Source organism: Dysgonomonas sp. 521 (genome assembly GCF_010501055.1).
In the GTDB taxonomy this organism is placed as follows: domain Bacteria; phylum Bacteroidota; class Bacteroidia; order Bacteroidales; family Dysgonomonadaceae; genus Dysgonomonas.
Map to the genome: position 1 here is coordinate 1 of NZ_QVMO01000046.1, position 25,361 is coordinate 25,361.

At 44.7% G+C, this 25,361-nt stretch carries 13 protein-coding genes; 7 read left to right on the forward strand and 6 right to left on the reverse strand.

The genetic code is table 11. The features are described from left to right. Positions 1-282: 282 nt before the first annotated feature. The 6 genes from D0T84_RS13305 to D0T84_RS13330 form a co-directional block, all read right to left on the reverse strand. Complete coding sequence (locus tag D0T84_RS13305) at positions 283-789, reverse strand: flavodoxin (protein ID WP_163308351.1); 507 nt, start codon at positions 787-789, stop codon at positions 283-285. A gap of 291 nt (positions 790-1,080) precedes the next feature. Then, the gene (locus D0T84_RS13310) at positions 1,081-3,111 is read right to left on the reverse strand and encodes a thiamine pyrophosphate-dependent enzyme (protein ID WP_163308352.1); all 2,031 of its coding nucleotides are present in this window, start codon (positions 3,109-3,111) and stop codon (positions 1,081-1,083) included. Between the two features lie 17 nt (positions 3,112-3,128). After that, entirely contained in the window at positions 3,129-4,457 is a 1,329-nt protein-coding gene (locus tag D0T84_RS13315; RefSeq protein ID WP_163308353.1) for a dihydrolipoamide acetyltransferase family protein, read from the reverse strand. Positions 4,458-4,689: 232 nt separating this feature from the next. After that, on the reverse strand, positions 4,690-5,460 hold the full coding sequence (locus D0T84_RS13320; RefSeq protein WP_163308354.1) for a lipoate--protein ligase family protein: 771 nt from the start codon (positions 5,458-5,460) through the stop codon (positions 4,690-4,692). 122 nt (positions 5,461-5,582) lie between these two features. Then, a complete protein-coding gene (gene lpdA, locus D0T84_RS13325; RefSeq protein WP_163308355.1) occupies positions 5,583-6,932 on the reverse strand; it encodes a dihydrolipoyl dehydrogenase in 1,350 nt (449 codons plus the stop codon). Positions 6,933-7,361: 429 nt separating this feature from the next. Beyond that, entirely contained in the window at positions 7,362-11,399 is a 4,038-nt protein-coding gene (locus D0T84_RS13330; RefSeq protein ID WP_163308356.1) for a hybrid sensor histidine kinase/response regulator transcription factor, read from the reverse strand. 456 nt (positions 11,400-11,855) lie between these two features. Between D0T84_RS13330 and D0T84_RS13335 the strand changes: the two genes are divergently transcribed. From D0T84_RS13335 to D0T84_RS13365, 7 genes are all read left to right on the forward strand, one after another. After that, positions 11,856-14,924 (forward strand): TonB-dependent receptor, encoded by a 3,069-nt coding sequence (locus D0T84_RS13335; protein WP_163308357.1) that lies wholly within the window; start codon positions 11,856-11,858, stop codon positions 14,922-14,924. A gap of 24 nt (positions 14,925-14,948) precedes the next feature. Further along, the gene (locus D0T84_RS13340; protein ID WP_163308358.1) at positions 14,949-16,514 is read left to right on the forward strand and encodes a RagB/SusD family nutrient uptake outer membrane protein; all 1,566 of its coding nucleotides are present in this window, start codon (positions 14,949-14,951) and stop codon (positions 16,512-16,514) included. Positions 16,515-16,536: 22 nt separating this feature from the next. Next, the gene (locus tag D0T84_RS13345; RefSeq protein WP_163308359.1) at positions 16,537-17,469 is read left to right on the forward strand and encodes a hypothetical protein; all 933 of its coding nucleotides are present in this window, start codon (positions 16,537-16,539) and stop codon (positions 17,467-17,469) included. A 33-nt stretch (positions 17,470-17,502) separates the two neighbouring features. Continuing rightward, complete coding sequence (locus D0T84_RS13350; RefSeq protein WP_163308360.1) at positions 17,503-18,390, forward strand: esterase family protein; 888 nt, start codon at positions 17,503-17,505, stop codon at positions 18,388-18,390. A gap of 307 nt (positions 18,391-18,697) precedes the next feature. Continuing rightward, positions 18,698-19,912: an esterase gene (locus D0T84_RS13355; RefSeq protein WP_163308361.1), complete on the forward strand. Its 1,215-nt coding sequence runs from the start codon at positions 18,698-18,700 to the stop codon at positions 19,910-19,912. Positions 19,913-19,924: 12 nt separating this feature from the next. Then, on the forward strand, positions 19,925-22,261 hold the full coding sequence (locus tag D0T84_RS13360; protein WP_163308362.1) for a glycoside hydrolase family 3 protein: 2,337 nt from the start codon (positions 19,925-19,927) through the stop codon (positions 22,259-22,261). 29 nt (positions 22,262-22,290) lie between these two features. Next, the gene (locus D0T84_RS13365; protein ID WP_163308363.1) at positions 22,291-24,777 is read left to right on the forward strand and encodes a glycoside hydrolase family 3 N-terminal domain-containing protein; all 2,487 of its coding nucleotides are present in this window, start codon (positions 22,291-22,293) and stop codon (positions 24,775-24,777) included. Positions 24,778-25,361: the final 584 nt, after the last annotated feature.

Here is a 25,361-nt window from a genome sequence, read left to right on the forward strand (position 1 = left end):
AAACTCATGGCTCAAAGAAGTAAACAGGCATAAAATGCAAGTATGCTACCATCCGGGAATTATTCTTTTTATCAAGAGAATCACCAATATTTGGTCTACCTTTCTTTGAAGCAAGACTCAACAGCAAGTATATTAACATTAGTTGAACTGGTGCTACACTGCCATGAGTTTTTTTCAAAGAAAAGATTTTTATCGTCATTATCGTTTGGTTTATTGGTAAATAATGAGCACTCAGCATGACAAATAACACGTCATTAATTTTTATTGAGTACTTACAAGCGTTTAGCTGAATTCCTTTTTCAGTTGTTCCACCCAGTTCTTTATACGTTCATCGGTCTTTTTAGCCTGATTCTCAAAATCTATGGCTAAGCCCAGGAACTTGCCATCCCTGAGCGCCCGCGAATTTCCGAATTCATAGCCATCAACTGAGGTAAATCCTACAACTTTTGCACCCACAGACTCGAATGTTTCGGCTAAAATGCCTACTCCATCAATGAAGTTGTCCGCGTATTTGACCTGATCGCCTAATCCGAAAATAGCGACTTTTTTATTTTTCATCTTCAGAGATTCCAGTTCGGGCTTTAACTCATCCCAATAAGACGGCAGTTCGCCATCGAACCAGGTGGCTGCCCCCACGATAATGTTGTCATAGCTTTCAAAATCTTTTTTCCACGCATCTTCAACCGGAATAATATCAATCTGAACATCTCCGAATGCTTCCTTTATTTTCTTGGCGATCGTAGCTGTTTTAGTGGTACTCGTACCATAAAATAATCCTACCTTTTTCATTGTTATTTTATTATTGGCCCCTCCTAGCCTCCCAAAAGGGGAGGAAAAGGGTTACATTATTAATATTTTTTATAAGAGGGTGTCTCAAAAGTATTTTTTCATATCTATATACATACGCTCCGCTCCTGTGACCGTTGGTTGTCATATTGAACGGAGTGAATTGAAAATCGGCAGAGCAAAGCGGAGCCAAATATCTCGTATCTGGAGGGTCGAGATTCTTCGTTGCACTCAGAATGACAAAGAAAGTAACAATTTGACAGAGATGTTTTACTTTTGAGACACCCCGGGCTTTTAGAATTCCAGTAATTTTTTAGCGGCCTCGTAGATTCGTTCTTCATTCGGAAGCACTGCCTTCTCCAATATCGGATTGAACCCGACAGGTGTGAAAGTAGAGCCGACACGTTGTACCGGCGCATCCAAATGCCGGAACATCTCCGTACCGATCATGGCAGCTATTTCGGCACCAAAACCAGAGAACACCTTGTCTTCGTGAACAACAAGCACTTTACTCGTCTTCTTCACCGATTCGAAGATTGTTTCTTTATCCAGCGGCACCAAAGAACGTATATCGATAACCTCCACATCCCAGCCCTCTTTTGCAAGGTGTTCGGCCACGGCAAGGCTAAACAGGGTTGTATTACCGTAAGTAATAATAGTCAGGTCTTTTCCCTGACGGCGGATGCGGGCTTTTCCGAATGGCACTTCAAAGTCGTCAGGAATCGGAGTTGCCGCGTCTACTGAGTTATACAGCGCCTTGGGTTCAAGAAAAACCGTAAATCCTTCGGAACGCATGCTTGTTCGCAAAAGACCTGCGGCATCATCGGCAAATGAAGGATATACAATACGTACACCGGGCAATGTAGAGAAGGTAGCTTCCAGATTCTGTGAGTGGTACATACCACCACCGATATAACCACCCGAAGCAAGGCGCAATGTTATATTAGGCGAGAACTTTCCGTTACTGCGCCAATAGTCGTGCGTACATTCCACAAACTGTTCCATCGCAGGCCAGAAGTAATCGGCAAATTCCGCGCCTTCTATCACGACACGTATTTTGGGGTCGAAACGGCTCATTCCGTTTGCCGTACCTACAATAAAATCTTCGGCTATCGGGGCATTGAATACACGTTTTTCCCCGAATTCCTGTTGCATCCCCTTCGAGATATTGAACACACCTCCTTTGTCTTTATTGGCCACATCCTGCCCCCACAGGAACGTATCGGGATTGTGACGGAATTCGGCTTTCAATGTTTCGTTTATAGCCGTTACCAGATTTTTCTTCTCCCCTTCTTCACTATGGGTTCCATCCACATACTTTTGTGGATGATACGGTTCTGGCGTTACGAAATCGAAAATAGATCCCGGATCCGGATCAGGTGCGGCAAGCGCTTTTTTATTCGCCGCGCTTAGTTCTTTTTTAGCTCCGGCTTCTATTTCCTTTAGTTCTTCCTCCGTAAAGCGTTTATAACGCAACAGCATCCGGCGGTATTTCAACAACGGATCGGCATCCTTTACATATTCCAGTTCGTTTTCGTCCCTGTACAATGTATGTTTATCCGAATTGGAGTGTGAACCGATACGTACACAGTTAGCGTGTACAAGTACAGGCAATTGGTTTTCTATCGCATATTCACGGGCTTCTGCCATTGTATTCATCGAATCGAACACATCCTTACCGTTACAATGCATTATCCTCAGGTTTTTGAACCCTGTGAAATTATCCACCACCTTACGGTTTGCTGTCTGGTCTTTCTTCGGCACGGATATACCGTAACCATTGTCCTGAATGACAAATATCACAGGCAGCTTTTCTTTCGTTGCCCCGTTAATGGCTTCGTACACATAGCCTTCGGATGTAGCCGATTCGCCATGCGAAGCGATAGCGACCCCTTTACGCTTGTAATAAGATATGGCGCGCGCCACACCTACAGCGTGCAGGTCGTGATTACCAGTAGCAGACGATACATTCTCTATGTGCCATTCAGGCTTCGCAAAGTGATTCGACATGTGGCGTCCTCCACTTGCAGGATCGGTGGCTTTGGAAATACCGTTAAGAATAAGTTCTTCTGCTGTTATCCCCGCGGAAAGAGCGGTAAGCATGTCTCTGTAATACGGGAAAAGAAAATCCTCCTCTTTGGTAAACACCTGCCCGATAGCTAGCTGTATGCCATCGTGCCCTGCATAAGGCGCATGGTAAGACCACCCGAGTGACTGCAACAGGTATGCCGGAGCTTTTTCGTCAATGGCACGGCCTAACGTCATCAGGTGGTACCATTTTTTCAACGTTTCTTTATCTGTGGTTTTTATATCGTACTTTTTCATTTTTTGTCTGTTACAAGTTATCCATTCCAGTTTTCCAAATATTCAGCAATGCGGTACAGGAAGTTACCTCCAAGCATACCGTCTATCACACGGTGGTCGTAAGACAGCGACAAGTACATCTTATGGCGAATGGCAATCACATCGCCTTCAGGGGTTTCTACCACTGCGGGCTTCTTCTCTATAATACCCACACCCAGAATGGCTACTTCGGGCTGATTGATAATAGGCGTACCAAAAATACTCTTGAAAGAGCCGAAGTTGGTAATCGTAAATGTGCCTCCCTGTATTTCGTCCGGCATCAACTTATTCCTGCGCGCCTTATCAGCCATTGTACTGATAGCCGATGCAAGACCGCTAAGGCTCAGTTTATCCGCGTCTTTTACCACCGGAACGATAAGATTCCCATCACTTAACGATACGGCTACGCCTACATTTATATGCTTCTTTTCGATGATATTATATCCATCTACCGAGGAGTTTACCCGTGGATAATCTTTCAAGGCCTTTGCTACGGCTTCGGCTATGGCAGGCATATATGTGAGGCTGATACCTTCACGCTTTTTGAACTCATCTTTATGCTGTTCGCGCCAGCGTACCAGTTTGGTAACGTCCACTTCTATCACATTGGTAACGTGAGGAGATATTTTCTTGGATGCCGTCATGCGGTCGGCAATAATGCGGCGTACAGGATCCATTGCGATAACTTCGTCTCCGGCAGCGACAGGCACAGGCGCGGCTTTCGGCGCATTATCCTGCTGTGTTGCCGCAGGGGTAGAAACAGTTTTCTCTTTCTCTAGCGGTTTGGCAGCCGGGATATCCTTTCCTTTGTTTTCGATATATTTCTCAATATCACGTTTACTCAAACGCCCTAGATAACCGGTTCCGGGTATCGCGTTCAGTTCATCCTGACTGATGCGGGCTCCCCTTGCCTTCTGTAAAACCACAGGCGAGTACCATTTCTCTTCCGTGCCTTTCGTTACTTTTTCATCTTTCACCTGCGCAGGTACGGCAGAAGGTGCGTTTTCTTCAGGTTGAGCGGCAGGCGTACTTTGTTCTTCCGGTTTAGACGGAGACGGAGCTTGCGCAGGAGCATCCTCTTCTTCTCCTTCGAGCTGTACAACGGCAACAACCGTACCTACTGCTACTGTATCGCCTTCTTTGAACAGTATTTCAAGAATTTTTCCGGCAACAGGCGAAGGAATCTCCGCGCTCACTTTTGCCGTGTTCACTTCAAAGAGGACATCGTCTTCGTTGATAGTGTCGCCTACCTTGACCGACCACGAAATAATGGTCCCTTCTGTAATACTTTCGCCCAATTTGGGCATTTTTATTTCGAATTTTGACATGGTTTATATATTGTTATAATTAAGTAACTGTTTAAATTTTATACGAATATTTCATTATATCTTTTTCTTCGTTCATTTTTAGTCTGTTTTCGGCTGTTTTTTCCTTTCTCTCAACTCAACCAGCGGTCACAGGAGCGAAGCGTATGTAAATAAACATCTCTAAAACATCTCTAAAAATTTGAACGAATAAAATTTAAACAGTTATTAAGGTCACAGACCTGTTTACACTATTTTATATCACATTATGGGTTGCCGTAGTGGGATTTACAGGGCTTTTGCCGTTAAAGTTCCACTCCCGCGTGGCATATTTGCTCTCCATCAGGGTGTTTATTGCCGAAATATCCGGTTCAGAGAATTTGTAAATTTCATTATCAGCATTTTCCATAAGGAAATAATCCATTATATATCGCTTGAAATACATGATATCCACCGGCCTGTCCAGATGTTCGAGTATGTTTGTCACGGGACTTTTTACCGACTTTACATATATCCTGTTGTCCGTCTTACTATCCAGCTGTTTGGAGTCTCCTTCCAATGTGGAAACAAGGCTATCGAGATTGGATGAAAAAAGGAGTGTCGCATGATACATTACCCTGTCCCTGTGTACGCATTGCGCACTGCCTGAAATCTTCAACCCATCGATATTTATAGCCCGCCGCGCATCCGTTTCGGCATGAATGCCTAATTTAGACAAGATGGAGATAATACGTTCGGTAAACCTGTCGAAACTGACATTGTTGTTCCGTTCGATAAAGGTCAGGTTGAGGTTTCCCATATCGTGGAATACCGTACCGCCTCCCGAAAAACGCCTTACTACTTTTATGTTATTCTTTTCTACATAATCAAGGTTGATTTCAGCGAATACATTCTGGTATTTGCCAACGATAACGGATGGCTCGTCCTGCCACAACATAAATATATCTTCCGAAAAATTCTTCAATAAATATTCTTCGGCAGCCAGATTGAAATAGGCATCGGTATATGTATTGTTAATACAAATCATCTTATGTAATGATAAAAAATAACAAGGAGTTTTAATTTTTTAACCACGGAGTAAAAGGAGTAACGCGGAGTTTTTTCCTTTATAACCCAATACACCAAGTTATTTTTTAATTGTTACTATGGTTACGAAAATAATACTTCGTGTATAATTTCACTGACAGTAGGGTGCGGATAAACATGCTTCCGGAATTCTTCGACAGTGTCGCCGTTTTCGATAGCGATACCTGCTATCACAATAAGTTCGGAGACAGGATTACCGAGCATGTGGCATCCGATAATACGCTCATTGCTGTCAACGATGATCTTACAAAGCCCGTTGCCGGTCTCATTTTCCGCTACAAATCGCCCGGCATACGCCATCGGTAATTTCAATACGCGAAAAGGTTCGCCATTGGCGGTCAGTTCTTCTTCGGTCTTCCCTACTCCCGCTATTTCGGGATTTGTATATACCACGCCGGGGATAGCTTTGTAGCTCATTTTGTCTTCCTCGCCCAGGATATGGCTAATAGCAACTTCCCCCTCGCGTATAGCGGTATGGGCTAACAAAGAAAAGCCAGTAACATCGCCGGCTGCGTAAACTTGCGGATGACTGGTCTGCATATATTCGTTTACTTTTATCCCATTCTTCAGTAGCTCTATATTCAGCTTTTCGAGTCCAAAGCCTTTAATAATAGGCCTGCGCCCTACACTTACCAGAATCTTATCAGCCTCTATGGTTTCTGTCTTACCATCTTTTTCAACTGTCACTCCGCTTTTTGTAACCTCTGTGACTTTTGTATTCAGATGGAATTTGACGCCTTTCTTCGCATAGTCAGCACGGAGCATCGCTGAAGTTTCCTTATCCATCGCGCCCAGTATCTCAGGCAGCATTTCTATTACATTCACATTTACGCCCATACTATTGAAAAATGAGGCAAACTCGATTCCGATCACACCACCTCCGATGATAGCCAAAGATTTAGGCAGTTCCTTAAATTCCAAGGCTTCTTTCGATGTCCAATACTCTATTTCGGATAATCCTTTGATAGGAGGGATCACGGTTTCGGAACCTGTGCTGAGAAGTAAATATTTTACAGAATAAGTTTCATTCCCGCTAGAGATACGGATCGTCCCGTTTTCATCCCCCAGTATAGTTGCCGCGCCGTTGACAACGGTAACCCCATTGGCTGAGAGTTTAAAACCTACACCGGCAGTCAGCTTTTTCACAACTTTGTCTTTCCGGCTTATTATTTTACCGATGTCAAATGTGGCTTCTCCTTCGACAGAGATGCCATATTTATTTGCAGTTTTGATATTGTCCAGTGTCTTAGCCGAATACAAAAGCGTTTTTGTTGGGATACAGCCTTCGTTAAGACATACTCCGCCTATATATTTTTTTTCAAAAAGTACTGTTTTCAGCCCATTCGAAGCAGCTTTTTCCGCTGCATTATATCCGGCAGGGCCGCCGCCGATAATTGCAAGGTCAAATTCCATGGTTTTCTGTTCTGTTAATATTAGGTAACTGTTTAAATTTGAACGAATAAAATTTAAACAGTTACTAGGTATTTATATAAGTTATTTTACCAATACCTTTAAACAAACAGACAGGGGGTTCGGTTTTATTGATTTTAGCTATTCGACTTAGATGGTTTTTATAAGAGGAGGAATTTAGAGCCTGTCAGGAAATTTCACAAATTCTTTTCATAGGGAAAGGTTAAGAGTTCTTCGCTCGTTCTTCGCTTGTTTTCGGCTAATTTTATCTTTCACTCAGCGCAAGTAGCCCGCTACTATCGCTCCGTGGAAATAAAAATTATATCAAAAACAATTCTAAAAATTTGAACGAATAAAATTTAAACAGTTTATAAGCGCATAATTTAGTATACGGCATATCACCCGGACATGCCCGAAAAGAAACCAGATAAATCACCGATACTCACTCGGACTCACCCCAAACTGCTTCTTAAAACTGCGGGAAAAATGCGAAAGAGTACTAAATCCTGTCAGATCAGCAATCTCCGAAACAGTATATTTCCCTTCTGAAATCAATTCTGCTGCACGGTTCAATTTATAAGTCTTGAAAAACACACTCGGATTCTCGCCTGTCAGCCCTTTCACCTTATAATAAAACTTCGTTCGCGAAATTAGCATCATCTCAGTCATACGCGCAATATCCAACTCCGGATTCGAAAGTTCATTCTCCATCAGCCGGTAAAGGTCAGTCATAAAAGCATTATCATGAGGAGAAAGCACATTCTCCGCAATCTTATCCGTCTGCGTAGCCTTACCCAGCAAACTACGAACTTTCTCCCTGTTCGCCAGTTGCGAGTGAATAAGAGCCAACAAATAAGACGGTTCAAACGGCTTCGTCACATACGCATCTGCACCACAATTCAGCCCCTCCACCTGATTCTTCACCGTAGCCTTAGCCGTAACCAGAATAACAGGAATATGGCAAAGCTGCAAATCATCCTTAATCTCCCGGCAAAACCGGTATCCATCCTTATCAGGCATCACCACATCACTCAACACCAAATCAGGCAATTCCTCCTGCATCGCTTTCAAAGCGCTATCAGCATCAAAACGATTCACAACCCGGTAATATGGAGACAGCAACGTCTTAAGATAATAAGACACCTCCGTATCATCCTCAGCCACCAGAATCGTCTTCTTCCTGTCCGCTTCCTCCACCGCTTCAGCATCCTTTTCAACCTCAGCCACCGGAAGCGGAAAAACTTCAGCCTGACTGCCTTGTTCCGTACTCCGCACTTCCTTCGGATAAGAAACATCATTCACCGGAAGAATAAAAGTAAACACAGCCCCGTTACCATCCTCAGGAGTCCCCGCCTTAATATACCCATGATGCAATTCAGCGAGGCTTCGCGCATAATAAAGACCAATACCCGTACCCCAGTTATACCTTCCCTGCGTCTGATTCTCCACCTGGTAATAACGCTCAAAAATCTTCTCCTGCAACTCCTCCGGAATAGACTGCCCGGTATTAGCCACAGAAACCTTCACATACTGAGAATCCCTATCTTTCTCTTTCAACCCAAAAATCCGTCCCGCTTCCTCATGTGTTATTACATCAAAATACACACTAACCTTCCCGCCCGCAGGAGTAAACTTCAACGCATTCGACAACAGATTCGCAAATATCTTCTCCACCTTATCCTCATCCAGCCACTGCAAAAACGTATCCTCCAGCCCATACGTATTCAAATAAACACCCTTATCCGCAGCATTCACACGGAATACATCCACCTGCCGTTGCAAGCAGGCAATAATATCACCCCGCACCACCTTCAGCTTCAACGTGTCATTCTCCAGTTTATTAAAATCCAGTAACTGATTCACCAACCTCAACATACGGTCCACACTACGCTGCACAATATAAAGCAACTTCTTATTCTCCCCATCTATACCGGGATTATTACAAAGCTGCGTTACTGGTCCGGTAATCATCGTAAGCGGCGTACGGAACTCATGCGAAACATTGGCAAAAAAACTCATATTCATCAAATTCACCCGCTGTTCCTGCTCCTTCTCCAGCTTAGCTCTCCGGGTCGCTTCCTTCTCCGCCCGGATACGCAACAAACCACGCAAAAACACCAAAAACAAACCGGCAGCCAGCAGAAAATAAATACAGAGTGCCCACCAGGTAAGCCAGGGAGCAGGCCTGACAACCACCCAGATAGAACTCTCCGCCTCCATAATACTATTACTGCTATTCGTAACCTTCACCTTAAACACATACTTTCCGGCAGGTAAATTCGCATAATAAGCCTCCCGGTTATTGCGCGCATCAATCCAATACTTATCAAAGCCCTCCATCTTATAATGATAATGCACCCGCTCATACTCACAGTAATCCAGCGCAGCAAACGAAATACTAAAACTATTCTGGTCATGCCCCAACCGAATATCAGGACCATAAGACAAATGCCTGTCAATTATCCGCAAATCCTGCGGATGTATCAACCGGTTATGCACTTTCAAATCTTCAAACAACAACGGAATACTACGTTTCACCGGAACATCAATCGGATTAAAAAAAGTCAAGCCATGCGTACCGCCAAAAACCAATATCCCATCAGGCATTCGGCACGAAGCCCGGTCATAAAACTGATTGCCGCCAATACCATCCATCGTATAATAATTAGTAAACCGCTCCGTAGTCGGGTCATACTTACTAAGCCCATATTGCGTACTTATCCACAAATGCCCCTGCGCATCCTCCTCTATACCCGAAATATCCGGACAAGCCGTACCGGGAACAGGTCTCATCCTGCCGGTAGAAGGGTTATAACACATCAGCCCGTTACTTAACGTACCCATCCATACATTCCCCCGGCTATCCTCATACAACACAGTCGGAATCAGCACCGAACGGCGCACACACACCGCCATATCCTCTTCCGGGACAGCCACCTCGCGCACCTTCTCACTCTCTGTATCAATCAACTTCAAAGGCTGGTTAAAAGCCGCCATCATCAACTCACTACCCCGTGGCAACAAACCCGGAATAAAAGTAAAGCCTTCAAAAACCTGAATAGCACGGAAACTCTTTTCACCCTTTTGCAAAGCATGCACAAAGACAGAACCCGTACCTATCCAGATAGTCCCGTCAGCACCCTGCGAAATAGACATAGGCGCATGAATATAAAAACGTTCCTCCACCTGCAATCTGCCATTCACATATCTGCACCTCAAAACCTCATGATTAGTAGCCGACATCCACACCGCATTATCATTATCTACAAAAATCTGATTTACAAAAAAAGCCTTCTGCCTGTCCTGAATAAACAAACTTTCGATATCAATCGCACTAATCTGCCGGCTCTCCAAATCATAAACAAACACTCCATCCATCAAAGTCGCAATCCACAACTTCCGGTCTGTCCCGGCAGCAACCGACACTACCGACTTATTCTCCATACTTGAACGCAGGTAATTATTCGTATTAAAACGCTCCTTATAATGATACCGGACAGTATATCCCTGATCCTCCGAACCAATCCACAAATTCTGCTGCGAATCCGTAAACATTTTACTAATCTTAAACCGTGGTACTTCGAAAGGAAAATCATTCTCACCCTCATGCATCACCACATTCTCCATATAATTATAGCAAAACATTCCATCCTTAGATGTATTCAGCAACAAACAATTATTCGCATACGGATGAATATAATCAATATCAGCATTAGCCAGCACCGGATGCCCCTTTATTACCTCTGGCACCTCCTTAAAACAACGCATACGGATATCAAAAACAGAAACAGAATGATTACCCGCCAACCATAACTCGTTATTATGCAAATAAGAACAATACGGAGAGCCTTCTACAGCAAAAGAATCCTTCAACTGCAAAGTAGCCGGATTATAGCAAAGCAAAGCAGCCGGACCCGACACCCAGAGATTATTCTCTGCATCCACATAACACCTTATGAAATAATTTCCCTCCGGCACGGGATTAACAACCTCCCTGTCAATCTCACCCGTATCCGGATTATAAACATAAAGCTGTGTCATCGTCTTACAAAAGATACGCCCCTCCTTATCCTCTACCAACTGTTGCACATTCTTATCAGTAAACCTCATAGGCACCAACCGGAAATTATCCTTATCCGTATACAAACACACACCATTAACTGTCGCTATCCACAAACGCTTCTTCGAATCAAGTAAAATATCCGTTATCTGATTATCAGGAATACCCAGCGAGTCATCCGTACAAAAATACTGATGAAACTCATGCACATTATACCTGTTCAGCCCCCGGAAACTCCCCAGCCAGATATATCCCTGCGCATCCTCGGCAATAGCCGTAATCTTCTGGTTCGAAATACTACCGGCGATAACCGGAATCTCCGGTCCGGCAAACTCTTCGGATACAGAGTCAGCAGACACACAGGAAACAAACACACAAAAAAACAGTAGAAAAAACCGGGTTACGTGCATACAAAATACAATTGGTATAATGCGAATATAAAGATAAAAACTTACATAAAACCTGCTCTGCAACATAATTTGAACCAATAGACAAATATTTAAACGCACAGAACAACCACTTTAAACCTACAGACAAAACATCTGAATAAATCAAACACACACCTTCACAGGGATACACTAATATTGCAGATACAATAATGTAAAAAAATAAACAACATGAAAAGCTGGTTCCTACAGGCAACAACATTCACACTCCTCATTTGCACAGCATGTAGCAAACCCACAGGCATGCAAAATAAACCGGATATGCAGCCATGAAATAACAGCCTCTGCACAAACAGAATACGGCAAAGTAGCCGGACACCTCGAAAATGGCATCTACATATATACAGGCTTTTCAAACCGGTTTCAATATTTTTTGTCTTGTACTAAAAAAATAAGTCTAATTAATAATTTAAAAAGATTATGAAAAACAAATCCAGAAAAAAGACATTCTTTACAACACTTCTTCTTATGATAGCTGTGCCTTTTCTCTCGGCGCAGGAACTCATAAAGGTATCAGGTAAGGTAACAGACGAACAAGCCCTACCCCTGATCGGGGTAAGCGTAGTTGAAAAAGGTACCACAAACGGAGTAATCACCGACATCGACGGAAACTACGCTCTCTCTGTACAACAAGGCGCCACCATCGTATTCTCCTACTTGGGCTACATTGCCATAGAGATGCCGGCTACGTCCCGAGTGACGGATATTACGATGAAAGAAGATATCCAGGCACTCGGCGAAGTTGTGGTAGTAGGTTATGGAGTACAGAAAAAAAGCTCGGTAACAGGAGCTATATCGCAGGTAAAACCTGAAGATATACAAAACCGTACTATTAGTAATGCGCAACAAGCCCTGCAAGGAAAAACTGCAGGTGTGCAGGTCATTCAGACATCTGCCGCCCCAGGCTCATCCCCAACAGTGCGTGTGCGTGGTTACTCCTCAAATGCCTCTTCCAACCCGCTATATGTAGTGGATGGAGTACGCCTTAGCGACATCAGCGGCATAGACCCCAATGACATTGCTTCTATGGAAGTACTGAAAGACGCAGCTTCAGCTGCCATTTACGGAGCGGAAGCCGGAAATGGCGTCGTCCTTATCTCCACTAAAAAAGGAAAAGCCGGTCAGGGAAAAATTACTTACGACTTCCAGTGGTCTTCTCAATCTCTGGCACGTATTCCCAAAATGCTTAATGCCGAACAATACATCGATTATATGGTAGAATCCAATACCTTTACCCGCGACTTCCTGCTCAAAAACTGGGACGGGACCACCAACACAGCCTGGACAGATGTAGCGTTTGAAAACAGCAACATGCAAAAACACAATATCTCCTTTACAAATGGAAATGACAAAGGAAACTACTACCTATCCCTCACATATCTCAATAATGATGGAATTGTAAAAGGAAAAGCCGACGTATATAATCGGCTCACAGCTGCCATCAATTCGGAATACCAGATAAAGCCCTGGCTAAAAGTAGGTACTACCAATCAGGTTGAAAAATACAGTGTACGCAATGTATCCACCAACAATGAATATGGAAGTCTGTTAACATCTATCCTTCAGCTCGATCCTCTCACGCCTGACACCTACACTTACAAAGATTTACCGTCAAATATGTTAAACGCTTTAAATAGCGGTAAACAACTATTGAAAAATGAAAATGGAGACTACTTTGCAGTATCCAAATTCTATGCCGGCGAGCAATACCATCCTATGATTATGCGTGATAACAATATTGGCAAATCCAGCGGTTTCAATATAAACGGATCTATCTATGCCGATTTCAATCCCATCAAAGGATTCACCTTCACATCCCGTTTGGGCTATCGCCTCAGTGGCACACGCCAGTCCGCAACCGATTTGCCTTTCTATGGCAATTCTGTCCAGAGCCGTGATTATGTAGGCCATAATGCCACATCTACAACTAATATTTATTATCAGTGGGAAAACTTTGCCAACTATACGCACACTTTCGGCAACCATACCATCAGCGGAATGGCAGGTATGTCCTATCAGGAATCAACAAGCGATTATGTTTACGGAAGTCTCTCTGCTAACGATGAAGATGCCCTGAAAAAAAACGACCCGTTATTCTACTTCCTCAACTACGGCTCAGCCTCAGCCACCAAAGGAGTAGCCGGAGAAAAATTACGTTCGGCCAAATACTCCTACTTCGGACGTATCGGTTATGAATACGACAACCGTTATATGATACAGGCTTCTCTGCGTGCAGACGCAGCTGACCTCGCCCTCCTTCCTTCCACCAACCGCTGGGGATACTTTCCCGCTGTTTCTGCCGGATGGACTATCTCCGAAGAATCTTTCTTTGAACCCATAAAAAAGCAGATTTCAAGTCTCAAACTCCGTGCCAGCTGGGGACAAAACGGAAGCCTGGCTGCGCTCGCAAACTACCCATACAGCACAGATATGGCATTGGGTAATATTTACCCCTTCGTATTAGATAACAACTATGTGACAGGAGTATCTCCCTCTACTATGGGAAACGATAAGTTAAAATGGGAAACCTCCGAGCAAATCAATATCGGTATCGACTCCCGTTTCCTCAAAGACAGGTTAACATTCAGCCTCGATTACTTTGAGAAAAAGACAAAAGACCTGCTGGTAACCGGAACAACCCCCTCTTTAATCATAGGCGGAATTACCTCGCCCATGAATGCCGGAAATGTAACCAACAAAGGCTGGGAATTTGAATTGGGCTGGCGCGACAATATTGGAGACTTTACTTATGCCATTCGTGGAAACCTAGCCACACTAAAAAACAAAGTAACTTATATCGACCCATCCATCACTCGGCTCAGTGGAGTAAATTTCCACACCAGTACAATAACCTACTTCGAACAGGGATATCCCGTATATTATTTCCGTGGATACAAATTCAAAGGTATCGACCCACAAACCGGTGACCCTACTTTCCACGACTTAGACAATAGTGGCAACCTCAACGATGGCGACCTGGATTATATTGGCGATGCAATCCCCGACTTTACTTACGGTATTACCCTGACTGCCGCATGGAAAGGTCTCGACCTTACCATCTTCGGAACCGGGTCACAAGGCAATGATATCTTCAACTGCATCAACCGTCCCGACTACGCGGCATCTAATAAACTCAAAGAAGTGTTCTATGACAATCGTTGGACAGCCAATAACCCAACAGGTACAGTACCCCGGGCCGGAGCTAATAATATGGACAAATATCAAGTATCCGATGCATTAGTATACGACGGTTCGTTCTTCAAGATCAAGCAGATGCAGATAGGATACACATTTCCAAAAAAATGGATGGAAAAAGCATTCATTAGCAATCTGCGTATATATGGTTCACTTGACGATTTCTTCACCTTTACCAAATATCCGGGTTTTGATCCTGAAGCAGCAGCTAACAACACAGCAGGTATGGGTGTAGACAAAGGCTCTTACCCCTCATCTAAAAAAGTCGTACTCGGCTTTAACATCGAATTTTAATAAATCTCAAATTGATACAAAAAAATGAAAACAAAATACATATATATGACCCTGCTGGGTTTACTGTTAATTTTCAATTACAGTTGCGAAGACCGACTAGATATACCCAAACATGGGAACATGGGAAGCCAGAAAGACTTTTATAAAACGGATGCCGATGCCCTTCAGGCTATCGCTTCCCTCTACAACACATGGGGAGATGGCTACTACAACTGGTTCTATACGAAAAATCTGCTTGCCGACGACATCTGGTGTGGCGGCGGTTCGCGTGGCGACAATGCCAGCATGGAACAACTCAACGAATACACCTTCGACACAGACCATGCAATGATAACAGACCTCTATTCAGATATGTACAAAATCATCTACAAAGCAAACCTCATCATCGACCTGCTCGAACCCGATACAGATCAAAAAAAGCGGGCAGTAGCAGAAGCCAGATTCTTTCGGGCATGGGCAAACTTCGAACTGGTAACACTGTTCGGAACAGCCCCCGTTGTCGACCACCTGCTAGCTCCGGACGAATACCGTCTGGGCAATAGCACACCGGCAGAGATGTGGACGTTTATAGAGAAGGACTTGAGCGATGCTATCAACTCCGGTGCATTACCCTCCAAAACAAACGTAAACGACCCCGAGACAGGCATACGTATAACGAAAGAAGTTGCACAAGCCATACTCGGAAAAGCCTACCTGTTCCAGAGCAAAAACACCGAAGCCGCCACCATACTCGACCAGGTAATCGAATCCGGAAAATACAACCTCTACCAGGGCCAATACGACATGCTACTACACGCCGTAGCCGACGGCAGCAGCGAATCTATGCTGGAAGTACAAAAACGCAATGACGCCGAACAAATATGGAATGTGGGCACCATGACCTTCCTCATGCAAGGCTGGCGAAGCGACAAACTCAACACCACAGGCGAAGCACTCAACGTCATCGCACAGGGAACCTACGGATTCATGAACCCACGCAAAACCTTATATAATGCCTTTGTTGCTATGGAGGGTAAAAATGGCTACCGTCTCAACAGTACAATGCGCACCTATCAGCAAATGATGGAATTTGGAATCAGTATACAACCCGGAGCTAGCATGATAGGACACGAAAGCCTGTTCATGTGGAAAAACCGCGCCCTACAGGAAGACTGCGTATACGACGCCTCCTACTTCCAGTCACTCCAATACATCAACCTGCGTGTAATGCGCTACGCCGAAGTCCTACTGCTGGCAGCCGAAGCGCACGTACAGGCAGGAAGCAGTGAGAAAGCCCTCAGATACATCAACCAGATACGTACACGGGCACAACTCACACCACTCTCATCCGTCACGTTGAAAGACATAAAAGAAGAAAAACGCCTCGAACTATGCCTCGAAAGCGTACGCTTCCAAGACCTCGTACGATGGGGAGATGCAGAAACAGCAATGGGCGAACAGGGAAAAGAAATCCTAGCCTTCTCGGCAACCGGAGTAGAACCCCTCTTCACAAACACCACCTACGGCTTCAAAGCAAAACATAAATTACTCCCCATTCCACGCAAAGAACTGGACTTAAATCCTAACATGCAACAAAATGAAAATTGGTAAACACTCAAAAACAAAAATAAAAATGAAAAAAATATATCCCATATTAACATTACTGGCTCTCTACATCCTCACCGGATGTAGTGAAGAGTCCATATCTAATCTCACAGGCCAGTATGAAATGGACAGGTACAACTTCACAAAAGTAGAAAACCAAACAACAGAAAAATTATCAAAAGGTATCAAAGCCCTCCACATAACACTTGCAGACGAAAGCGGAAACCAGCTCGCTCTCACCGTCGCAAGTCTTGAGTGGACACTACAGCAAGGAATATATACCCTCGCTCAGGCAGCCACAGCCGACAAACAATACACAGCCACCCTGCAAGGCAACACAGGCTCGGCAACGGCAACTATTGAAAGTGGCGACCTTGAAGTAACACGAATTGATAACACCTACTTCATAGTAGGTCTGTTGGAAACAAACGGCGGTAAAACCATCAAATGCAACTACAAAGGATCAATAACCTTTGAAGAAGGAGAAGACGACCCCGAGCCAAGCGGATATACCACCAGCGTGTATACATCACCCGTTGCAAGCTACGACGAAATGGGCAACCCTACTTTACACCCCGGAGTCACCAAATACACACTCATTATCAACGACCCCAAAGGAATACAGGCAGCCCAATTAGACCTCATAAACAACAGCGACACGCCAATAGCCGAATTACCAGGCACATACACCATACAGGGTAGTGCCATAACCCCCGGGTTAATAGACAGCGGATGGGCATATCCAGACTGGGGAATGGCCGGCGGAAGCTACTATGTGGACAGCAAAGGAACCAACCAGTACCTTACCGGCGGAACCATCATAATCTCAGTAGTACAAGGAATAGATGGCGACCTGCTATACAGCTACTCAGGCGCCGGACTGCAAACAATAACAGCCACTGGAGAAACCGGAACAGGAGCTATCAATATCAGATTTTCAACAATCACCTCATCCTATTGACAAGCTTCAAATCTTACTAAAAAATAAAACAAAATGAAGAAAATAATCCTATTGTTATTTATTGCCTCATTCACATGGCAGGCAAATGCACAATATCCCGGATGGGGCCCCCAAAGCAAAGTGGTAACAGATAGTATTTACAGCAAAGTGCTGGAAACACACAGAGCCTACACAATCTATCTCCCAAAGAGCTACGACACAGAAACAACCCGCAAATACCCCATCCTCTATCTGCTCCATGGTATGGGAGGGACAAACACCGGTTGGTTTGAAGGCCAGCGAGCCAAAGATGTCATGGACCGGCTGGTAGCCTCCGGCGAAGCAACCGAAATGATTATCGTAAGCCCCAATGCAGGAGGAGACTTCGCCCAGGGAGCATGGAACGGCTACTACAATATGCCCGGATGGTCCTACGAAGACTTTTTCTATAAGGAATTCCTACCCTATATAGAAAGTACCTACCGTGTAGAAGCAAACAAACAAAATCGCGCCATAGCCGGACTATCCATGGGAGCCAATGGTGCAACCGGATATGCACAGCGCTATAGCGATATGTACTGCGCCGTATATGCCATAAGCTCAGGCATGACTCTACCGGACATGCCGGCACCTCCCGGACTACCCGCCGACGGCAAAGAAAAGATGGCACACCTCATCCGCTCTGTACAGCAGCATAATTGCATCGCCTACGTAGCAGGAGCAAACGACACCCAGAAACAACAACTGCGCACCATCCAATGGTTCGTAGATTGCGGAGATGATGATTTCCTGCTCGATACCAACATAGACTTCTTCCGGGCAATGCGTGCGAACCACATCCCATGCCAGTTCCGTGTACGTGACGGCGGACACGACAATGAGTATTGGCACTCAGGACTCTACCTCATTCTCCCATTCGTAAGCCGTAGCTTCGGAAAATAACAAGAAATAAACATAAAAAAATCAGGAGGGTGTGTCATAAGTAAAACATCTCAGTCAAATTGTTACTCTCTTTGTCATTCTGAGTGCAACGAAGAATCTCGACCTACTAGATACGGGATGTTTCACTCCGTTCAACATGACAACCAACGGTCACAGGAGCGGAGCGTATGTAAATAGATATGGAAAAATACTTATGACACACCCTCTAAAAAAAGAATGAAAATAAAAAATAAGAAAAAAAACTGCGAACTTTGAGCAATCTGCGCTCCATAAAAAAATAGTATCAAACAACATAAAAAGAATAAAAATGAAAAAGATTTTAATCCTTTCAGCTATAATGCTGATACATGTAGCAACCTTTGCACAACAAGCCCTCTGGGGAGGCGCACCCGTGATTTCACCCGAAATACACAATGACAATACCGTCACCTTCCGCCTCAAAGCACCCGGAGCAACAAACGTGCAAATAACCGGCGACTTCCTGCCTACACAAAAAATGGACACCCCCTACGGCCAATTCGACGCTCCCGGCGTAGCCGAACTCACACAAAAAGACGGAGTATGGGAATTCACTACTCCCGAACCTCTGGCATCCGAACTGTACAGTTACACCTTCATTGTCGACGGATTGCAGATAAACGACCCCGGCAACATAATGATGAAACGCGACGTGGCCTCGATAACCAACCTTTTCATCATCAAAGGCGAAAAAGGTAATTTATACAGTGTAAACACTATTCCCCACGGAACGGTGGCACGAAGATGGTACAACAGTCCCACGCTGAAAGAGGAACGCCGGATGACTATTTACACTCCTCCCGGGTACGAGAGCGGTAATCAATCTTACCCTGTGTTTTATCTGCTGCACGGTTCGGGCGGCGACGAAGAAGCATGGATAGCTCTTGGACGCACGGCTCAGATACTCGACAACCTGATTGCGCAAGGAAAAGCCAAGCCTATGATTGTTGTTATGCCTAACGGGCACACCCAAAATACAGCATCGCCTGAAGAAACAAACCGTGCATACACCCCCGCTATGGGTGGCGGTCCAAGAGAAGCTGTGGCAAGTATGGAAGATAGTTTCGGCGACATCATGAAATTCGTGGAAGCCAATTACAGAGTCAAAGGAGGTAAAGCAAATCGTGCCATAGCAGGTCTGTCGATGGGTGGAATGCATTCTTCGGCTATCTCAGCTCAATACCCGAATACGTTCGATTTCGTTGGAATATTCTCGGCTCCTCCTTTAGCATCGATGATGGCAATGGGTAACCCGAACGCAGAAGATGTGCAGAAAGCTCAGGATGAATTTGTAAAAAAACTGGAAGTACAGAAAAAGAACGGCTTTAAGTTATATTGGATTGCTTGTGGTACGACGGATTTCCTGTACAAAGGCGTTGTCGACAGTATGAAGAAAATGGACGAAATAGGCTTTAAGTATACATACAGAGAAAGCGGAGGCGGTCATACTTGGGACAACTGGCGCATCTACCTCACGGAATTCGCGCCCCAATTATTCAACTAATGTACACATCGCATGAAAAAGCAAATCATATCAATAATACTCATAGCCGCCCTGTATGCCTGCAGTTCGGGACTACCCCAACTGGGTAAAGCCCCCATCGACCAGGTAATCAGCTCTATGACCCTCGAAGAAAAAGTCCGCCTCGTAGTAGGAACCGGTATGGCAGGCTTCACAGGAGATAGTGCAGTAGTTGGTGAAACAAAAAATCTGGTACCGGGAGCAGCCGGTACCACCTACCCAATACCACGCCTCGGAATCCCCGCAGTAGTACTCGCTGACGGCCCTGCCGGACTACGCATAAACCCCACACGTGAGGGCGATGCGGCTACTTACTATTGTACCCACTTCCCCATAGGAACCCTGTTAGCCTCCACATGGAATCAGGAATTAGTAGAAGAAGTAGGTAAAGCCATAGGCAACGAAGCATTGGAATATGGAGCCGATATACTATTAGCTCCGGCACTCAATATCCATCGCAACCCACTTTGCGGGCGCAACTTCGAATATTACTCAGAAGACCCCATAATAAGCGGTAAAATAGCAGCAGCCTACGTACGTGGCGTACAAAGCAACGGTGTAGGAACTTCCATCAAACATTACGCTGTCAACAATCAGGAAAGCAACCGCATGCAAGTAGATGCCCGGGTATCATCCCGTGCCCTACGCGAAATATACCTCAAAGGATTCGAAATTACTGTGAAAGAGTCCGCTCCCTGGACCGTGATGTCTTCTTATAATTATCTTAACGGTGTGTATACCTCCGAAAGCAAAGAACTACTCACCACCCTCCTGCGCAACGAATGGGATTTTAACGGAATGGTAATGACCGACTGGTTTGGAGGAAAAGACCCCATAGCACAAATGCAGGCAGGCAATGATATGCTGCAACCGGGTACAGATAAACAATATGAAGCTATTTTGCAAGGGGTAAAAGACGGAACACTTGATGAGACCATCCTTGACCGTAACGTAAAACGTATTCTTGAAATAATTTTGCAGACACCTCGCTTTAAAGGATACCAATATTCCAATAAACCTGACCTGCAGGCGCATGCTGCCGTAACCCGCCAGTCGGCCACCGAAGGAATGGTATTATTGAAAAATAACAACCAGGCGCTTCCGCTCACGGCAGATGTAAAAAAGGTAGCCTTATTCGGATGTACTTCATATGATTTCATTGCAGGAGGAACCGGTTCGGGAAATGTGAACCGGGCGTATACTGTCTCTTTATTGGATGGATTGAAAAACGCAGGTTATGAACTCAACGAAGAGTTGAAGCAACTGTATGAACAACATATAATAAACGAGAACAAACGCAACAAACCCGGCGATACCAACAAAATGGCTATGTTCCTTCCCCTGTCACGTCCTACGGAACTGTTACCTTCGGCTGAAACGCTACGGGAACAGGTAGAGCTATCCGATATTGCCCTCATCACTCTGGGACGCACTTCCGGCGAATTCGTGGACCGTACCATCAACGACTTCAACCTCCGGAAAGAAGAATACACACTATTACAAAACGTATGCAAAGCATTCCATGCCGCCGGCAAAAAAGTAATAGTAGTACTAAATATCGGTGGCGTCATCGAAACCGCTTCATGGAAAGACCTCCCCGACGCAATTCTTTGTGCATGGCAGGCGGGACAAGAAGGTGGAAACAGTGTAGCCGATGTACTGAGTGGAAAATCATCCCCCTCCGGAAAACTAACTATGACATTCCCGGCAAAATATACAGACGATATATCTTCTGCAAACTTCCCAACGGATGGCGCTATGAGTAGTATGGATTTTGGAAATCCGGGAGAGAAAAAAACAGAAATAAAAGATTGGGACTATACCAACTACGAAGAAGACATCTACGTAGGCTATCGCTACTTCGACACCTTCAACAAACAGGTTTCTTATCCGTTTGGCTATGGTTTATCCTATACCACATTTGAATATACTAATGCGGCTATTAAAACAGAAAATGGTATCTTTACTGTTTCTGTAGATGTGAAAAACACAGGCCCGGCAGCCGGAAAAGAAATCGTACAATTGTATGTAACTGCTCCTGATGCCGCCGGTATGAATAAACCGGCCAAAGAGTTGAAAGCGTTTGCCAAAACCCGGGAGTTAAAACCCGGCGAAACGGCAACCATTCATCTGACCGTAAAATCTTACGATCTGGCGTCTTACGACGAAGCATCTTCGACCTGGGTAACAGATGCCGGTAAGTATACTTTCCTCGTTGGCTCTTCATCACGTGACATAAAGGCTACTTTACAGGCAGAAGCTACTGCTTCGAAAGAGAAAACAACAGATATACTAAAACTTCAGGCAGATATCCGCCGGTTGAAAAGATAAGGAATTTAAATCCATTTAAATAGTATAAAATGAAACGTATTTTATTATCATTTCTGGCAGCAGGCTCCATATTGGCTGCTACGGCACAAACAACTGTTGCACCAGCCATCCCGCGGGATGAAAAGATAGAGCAACAAGTGGAAGCGTTACTAAAAAAAATGACGCTCGATGAAAAGGTGGGACAGATGTGCGAGCTTGCCATCGACGCTATCCAGCAACGTGAAAACCCTTTTGCCGGTATCAATCCAGCAAACATGCAGATTACGGATCTGGAAAATATCCTCAAAAAATATAATATTGAAGAGGAATTCAAATTGAACGGCGAGATGCCTTCACAGGAAACAATGATGCAAATCTATATGCGCATCATGGGCATCGAAGGAGCCAAAGGTTTTCAGATTGACGAAGCCAAACTGGATAATGTAATCGGTAAATACAAAGTAGGCTCCATTCTGAATGTACCCAACGGCGTAGCACAGACACCGGCCAAATGGCAGGAAGTAATTAAACGTATTCAGGAAAAATCTATGGAAGAAATTGGTATTCCCTGTATCTATGGCGTAGATCAGGTACATGGAGCGAACTATACCCAGGGAGCTACTTTCTTTCCGCAGGGAATTAATATGGCTGCCAGCTTTAACCGGGAGCTGACACGGGAGGGTGCCCGCATTTCCGCCTACGAAACCAAAGCCGGAAGCATCCCCTGGACTTATGCCCCTGTAACCGACCTGGGACGTGATCCCCGCTGGCCACGCCTCTGGGAAAGCTACGGAGAGGATGCCTATCTGAATGCAGAAATGGGTCGTGAGTCCGTATTAGGTTTTCAGGGAAATGATCCCAACCATGTTGGTACAAACTATGTAGCAGCTTGCCTCAAACACTACATGGGATACGGCGTGCCTGTTTCCGGTAAAGACCGTACTCCTTCTTCCATCACTTTGCAGGACATGCGTGAAAAGCATTTTGCACCTTATCTGGAAATGGTTCGGAACGGGGCACTTTCCCTGATGGTAAACTCTGCCATGAACAACGGACTGCCTTTCCATGCCAATTATGAGTTGTTAACCACCTGGCTGAAAGAAGACCTGAACTGGGACGGTATGATTGTAACCGACTGGGCGGATATCAACAACCTATACACCCGTGACCGTGTTGCCAAAGATAAAAAAGATGCTATCCGGATGGCTATCAATGCAGGTATCGATATGGCGATGGAGCCGTACGACTGGAATTTCTGTACATTGCTGAAAGAACTGGTAGAGGAAGGCGAAGTACCGATGAGCCGTATCGACGATGCGGTACGACGTGTATTGCGTCTCAAATTCCGGCTTAATCTGTTTGAGAAACCGTATTATGACTACAAAGACTTTCCATTGTTTGGTGGTGCCGAACATGCGGCAGTTGCTTTAAAAGCTGCTGAAGAGTCGATGATATTGTTGAAGAACACAGACAATATCCTCCCATTGGCAAAAGGTAAGAAAATACTCCTTACAGGACCTAACGCCAACTCCATGCGTACGTTAAACGGTGGTTGGTCGTACTCCTGGCAAGGGGATAAAGCCGATGAATGTGCAGCAGACTACAACACCATCCTCGAAGCATTTAGGACTACCTTTGGAGCAGAAAATATCATCTATGAAGCCGGAGTTACTTATAAGCAAGGGGGTAACTGGTGGGAAGAAAATACACCCGAAATAGAAAAAGCAGTAGCTGCGGCAGCCAATGTAGACTACATCATTGCCTGTATTGGAGAGAACTCTTACTGTGAAACCCCGGGAAACCTGAATAACCTCTTTCTGGCCGAAAACCAGCTCAGTCTGGTTAAAGCCCTGGCTAAAACCAATAAGCCCATTATTTTAATATTGAACGAAGGCCGACCACGGCTCATCGCTGATATTGAACCATTGGCCAAAGCCGTTGTAAACATCATGCTGCCGGGCAACTACGGAGGCGAAGCGTTGGCAAACCTTATAGCCGGGGAGGTTAACTTCAGCGGCAAGATGCCTTATACCTATCCGAAAGAGATCAATTCACTGGTAACATACGATCACAAACCCAGCGAACACATCGGCCGTCAGATGGAAGGAGCCTATAACTACGACGCCGTAGTAAATGTACAATGGGCATTTGGTTATGGCCTCAGCTATACCACATTTGCCTATAGTAACCTCAAAGTAAATAAGACAAACTTTACGGCCGACGACCTGTTGACCTTCACTGTAGATGTAAAGAATACAGGCTCTCGCGCAGGGAAAGAGAGTGTATTACTTTTCAGCAGTGACCTGATCGCTTCGTTAACACCGGACGTTCGCCGTCTGCGTGCTTTTGAAAAGATAGAACTGCAACCGGGCGAAACAAAAACCGTCAGTCTCACCATAAAAGGTTCTGACTTCGCCTTCGTTGGTTACGACGGTAAATGGATTCTCGAAGAGGGCGACTTCCTCATCCAAACCGGCAATCAAACCCTGAACATCGTATCCACAAACACAAAAAAATGGGATACTCCTAATAAATAATAAAAATAACCCGTTGTAGCAAACACACTACAACGGGTTACTTCCCCACATCCCCATACGTCAGCCCATTCCACTAACCAGAGTTGCACCCAATAAAGTAGAAGTATTATTACTCGTTAGATAGAAATTAACAAATTGACTTACCTATAGACTTTCCTGTTTGAGTATTCCAAAGGTCAGGATTTACTTTCAGACTAATAGATGTTTCAATTTTTTCTCGACTAACAGCTACTTTTAGAATTATGGATGCTTCCCATTTCTATCAATGTTTGCCCTTTTTATAAAAAAGGATACATTAAATGTTACTCTTTTCATACTTCTAAACAATTAAATTATTAATAATGTCAATCAGTAGTTGAAAATATGATTAATATAATCGTTCTTATATTTTTTACATAACGGCTATCCTAGGCTAAATACTTTAGTCGTAGCTCCCTACTGCCGCGCCCTCCCGGGCTTGCCCCTTCTTTTGGCATTGCCCAAAAGAAGGCAAAAGGCTAGTGCTTTGTCCCTCGGCGACCCACCAACGGCTGGCCGGCTAAACGGGACGAAACTCGCCTGCGGCTCGGACAACATCCCGTTTC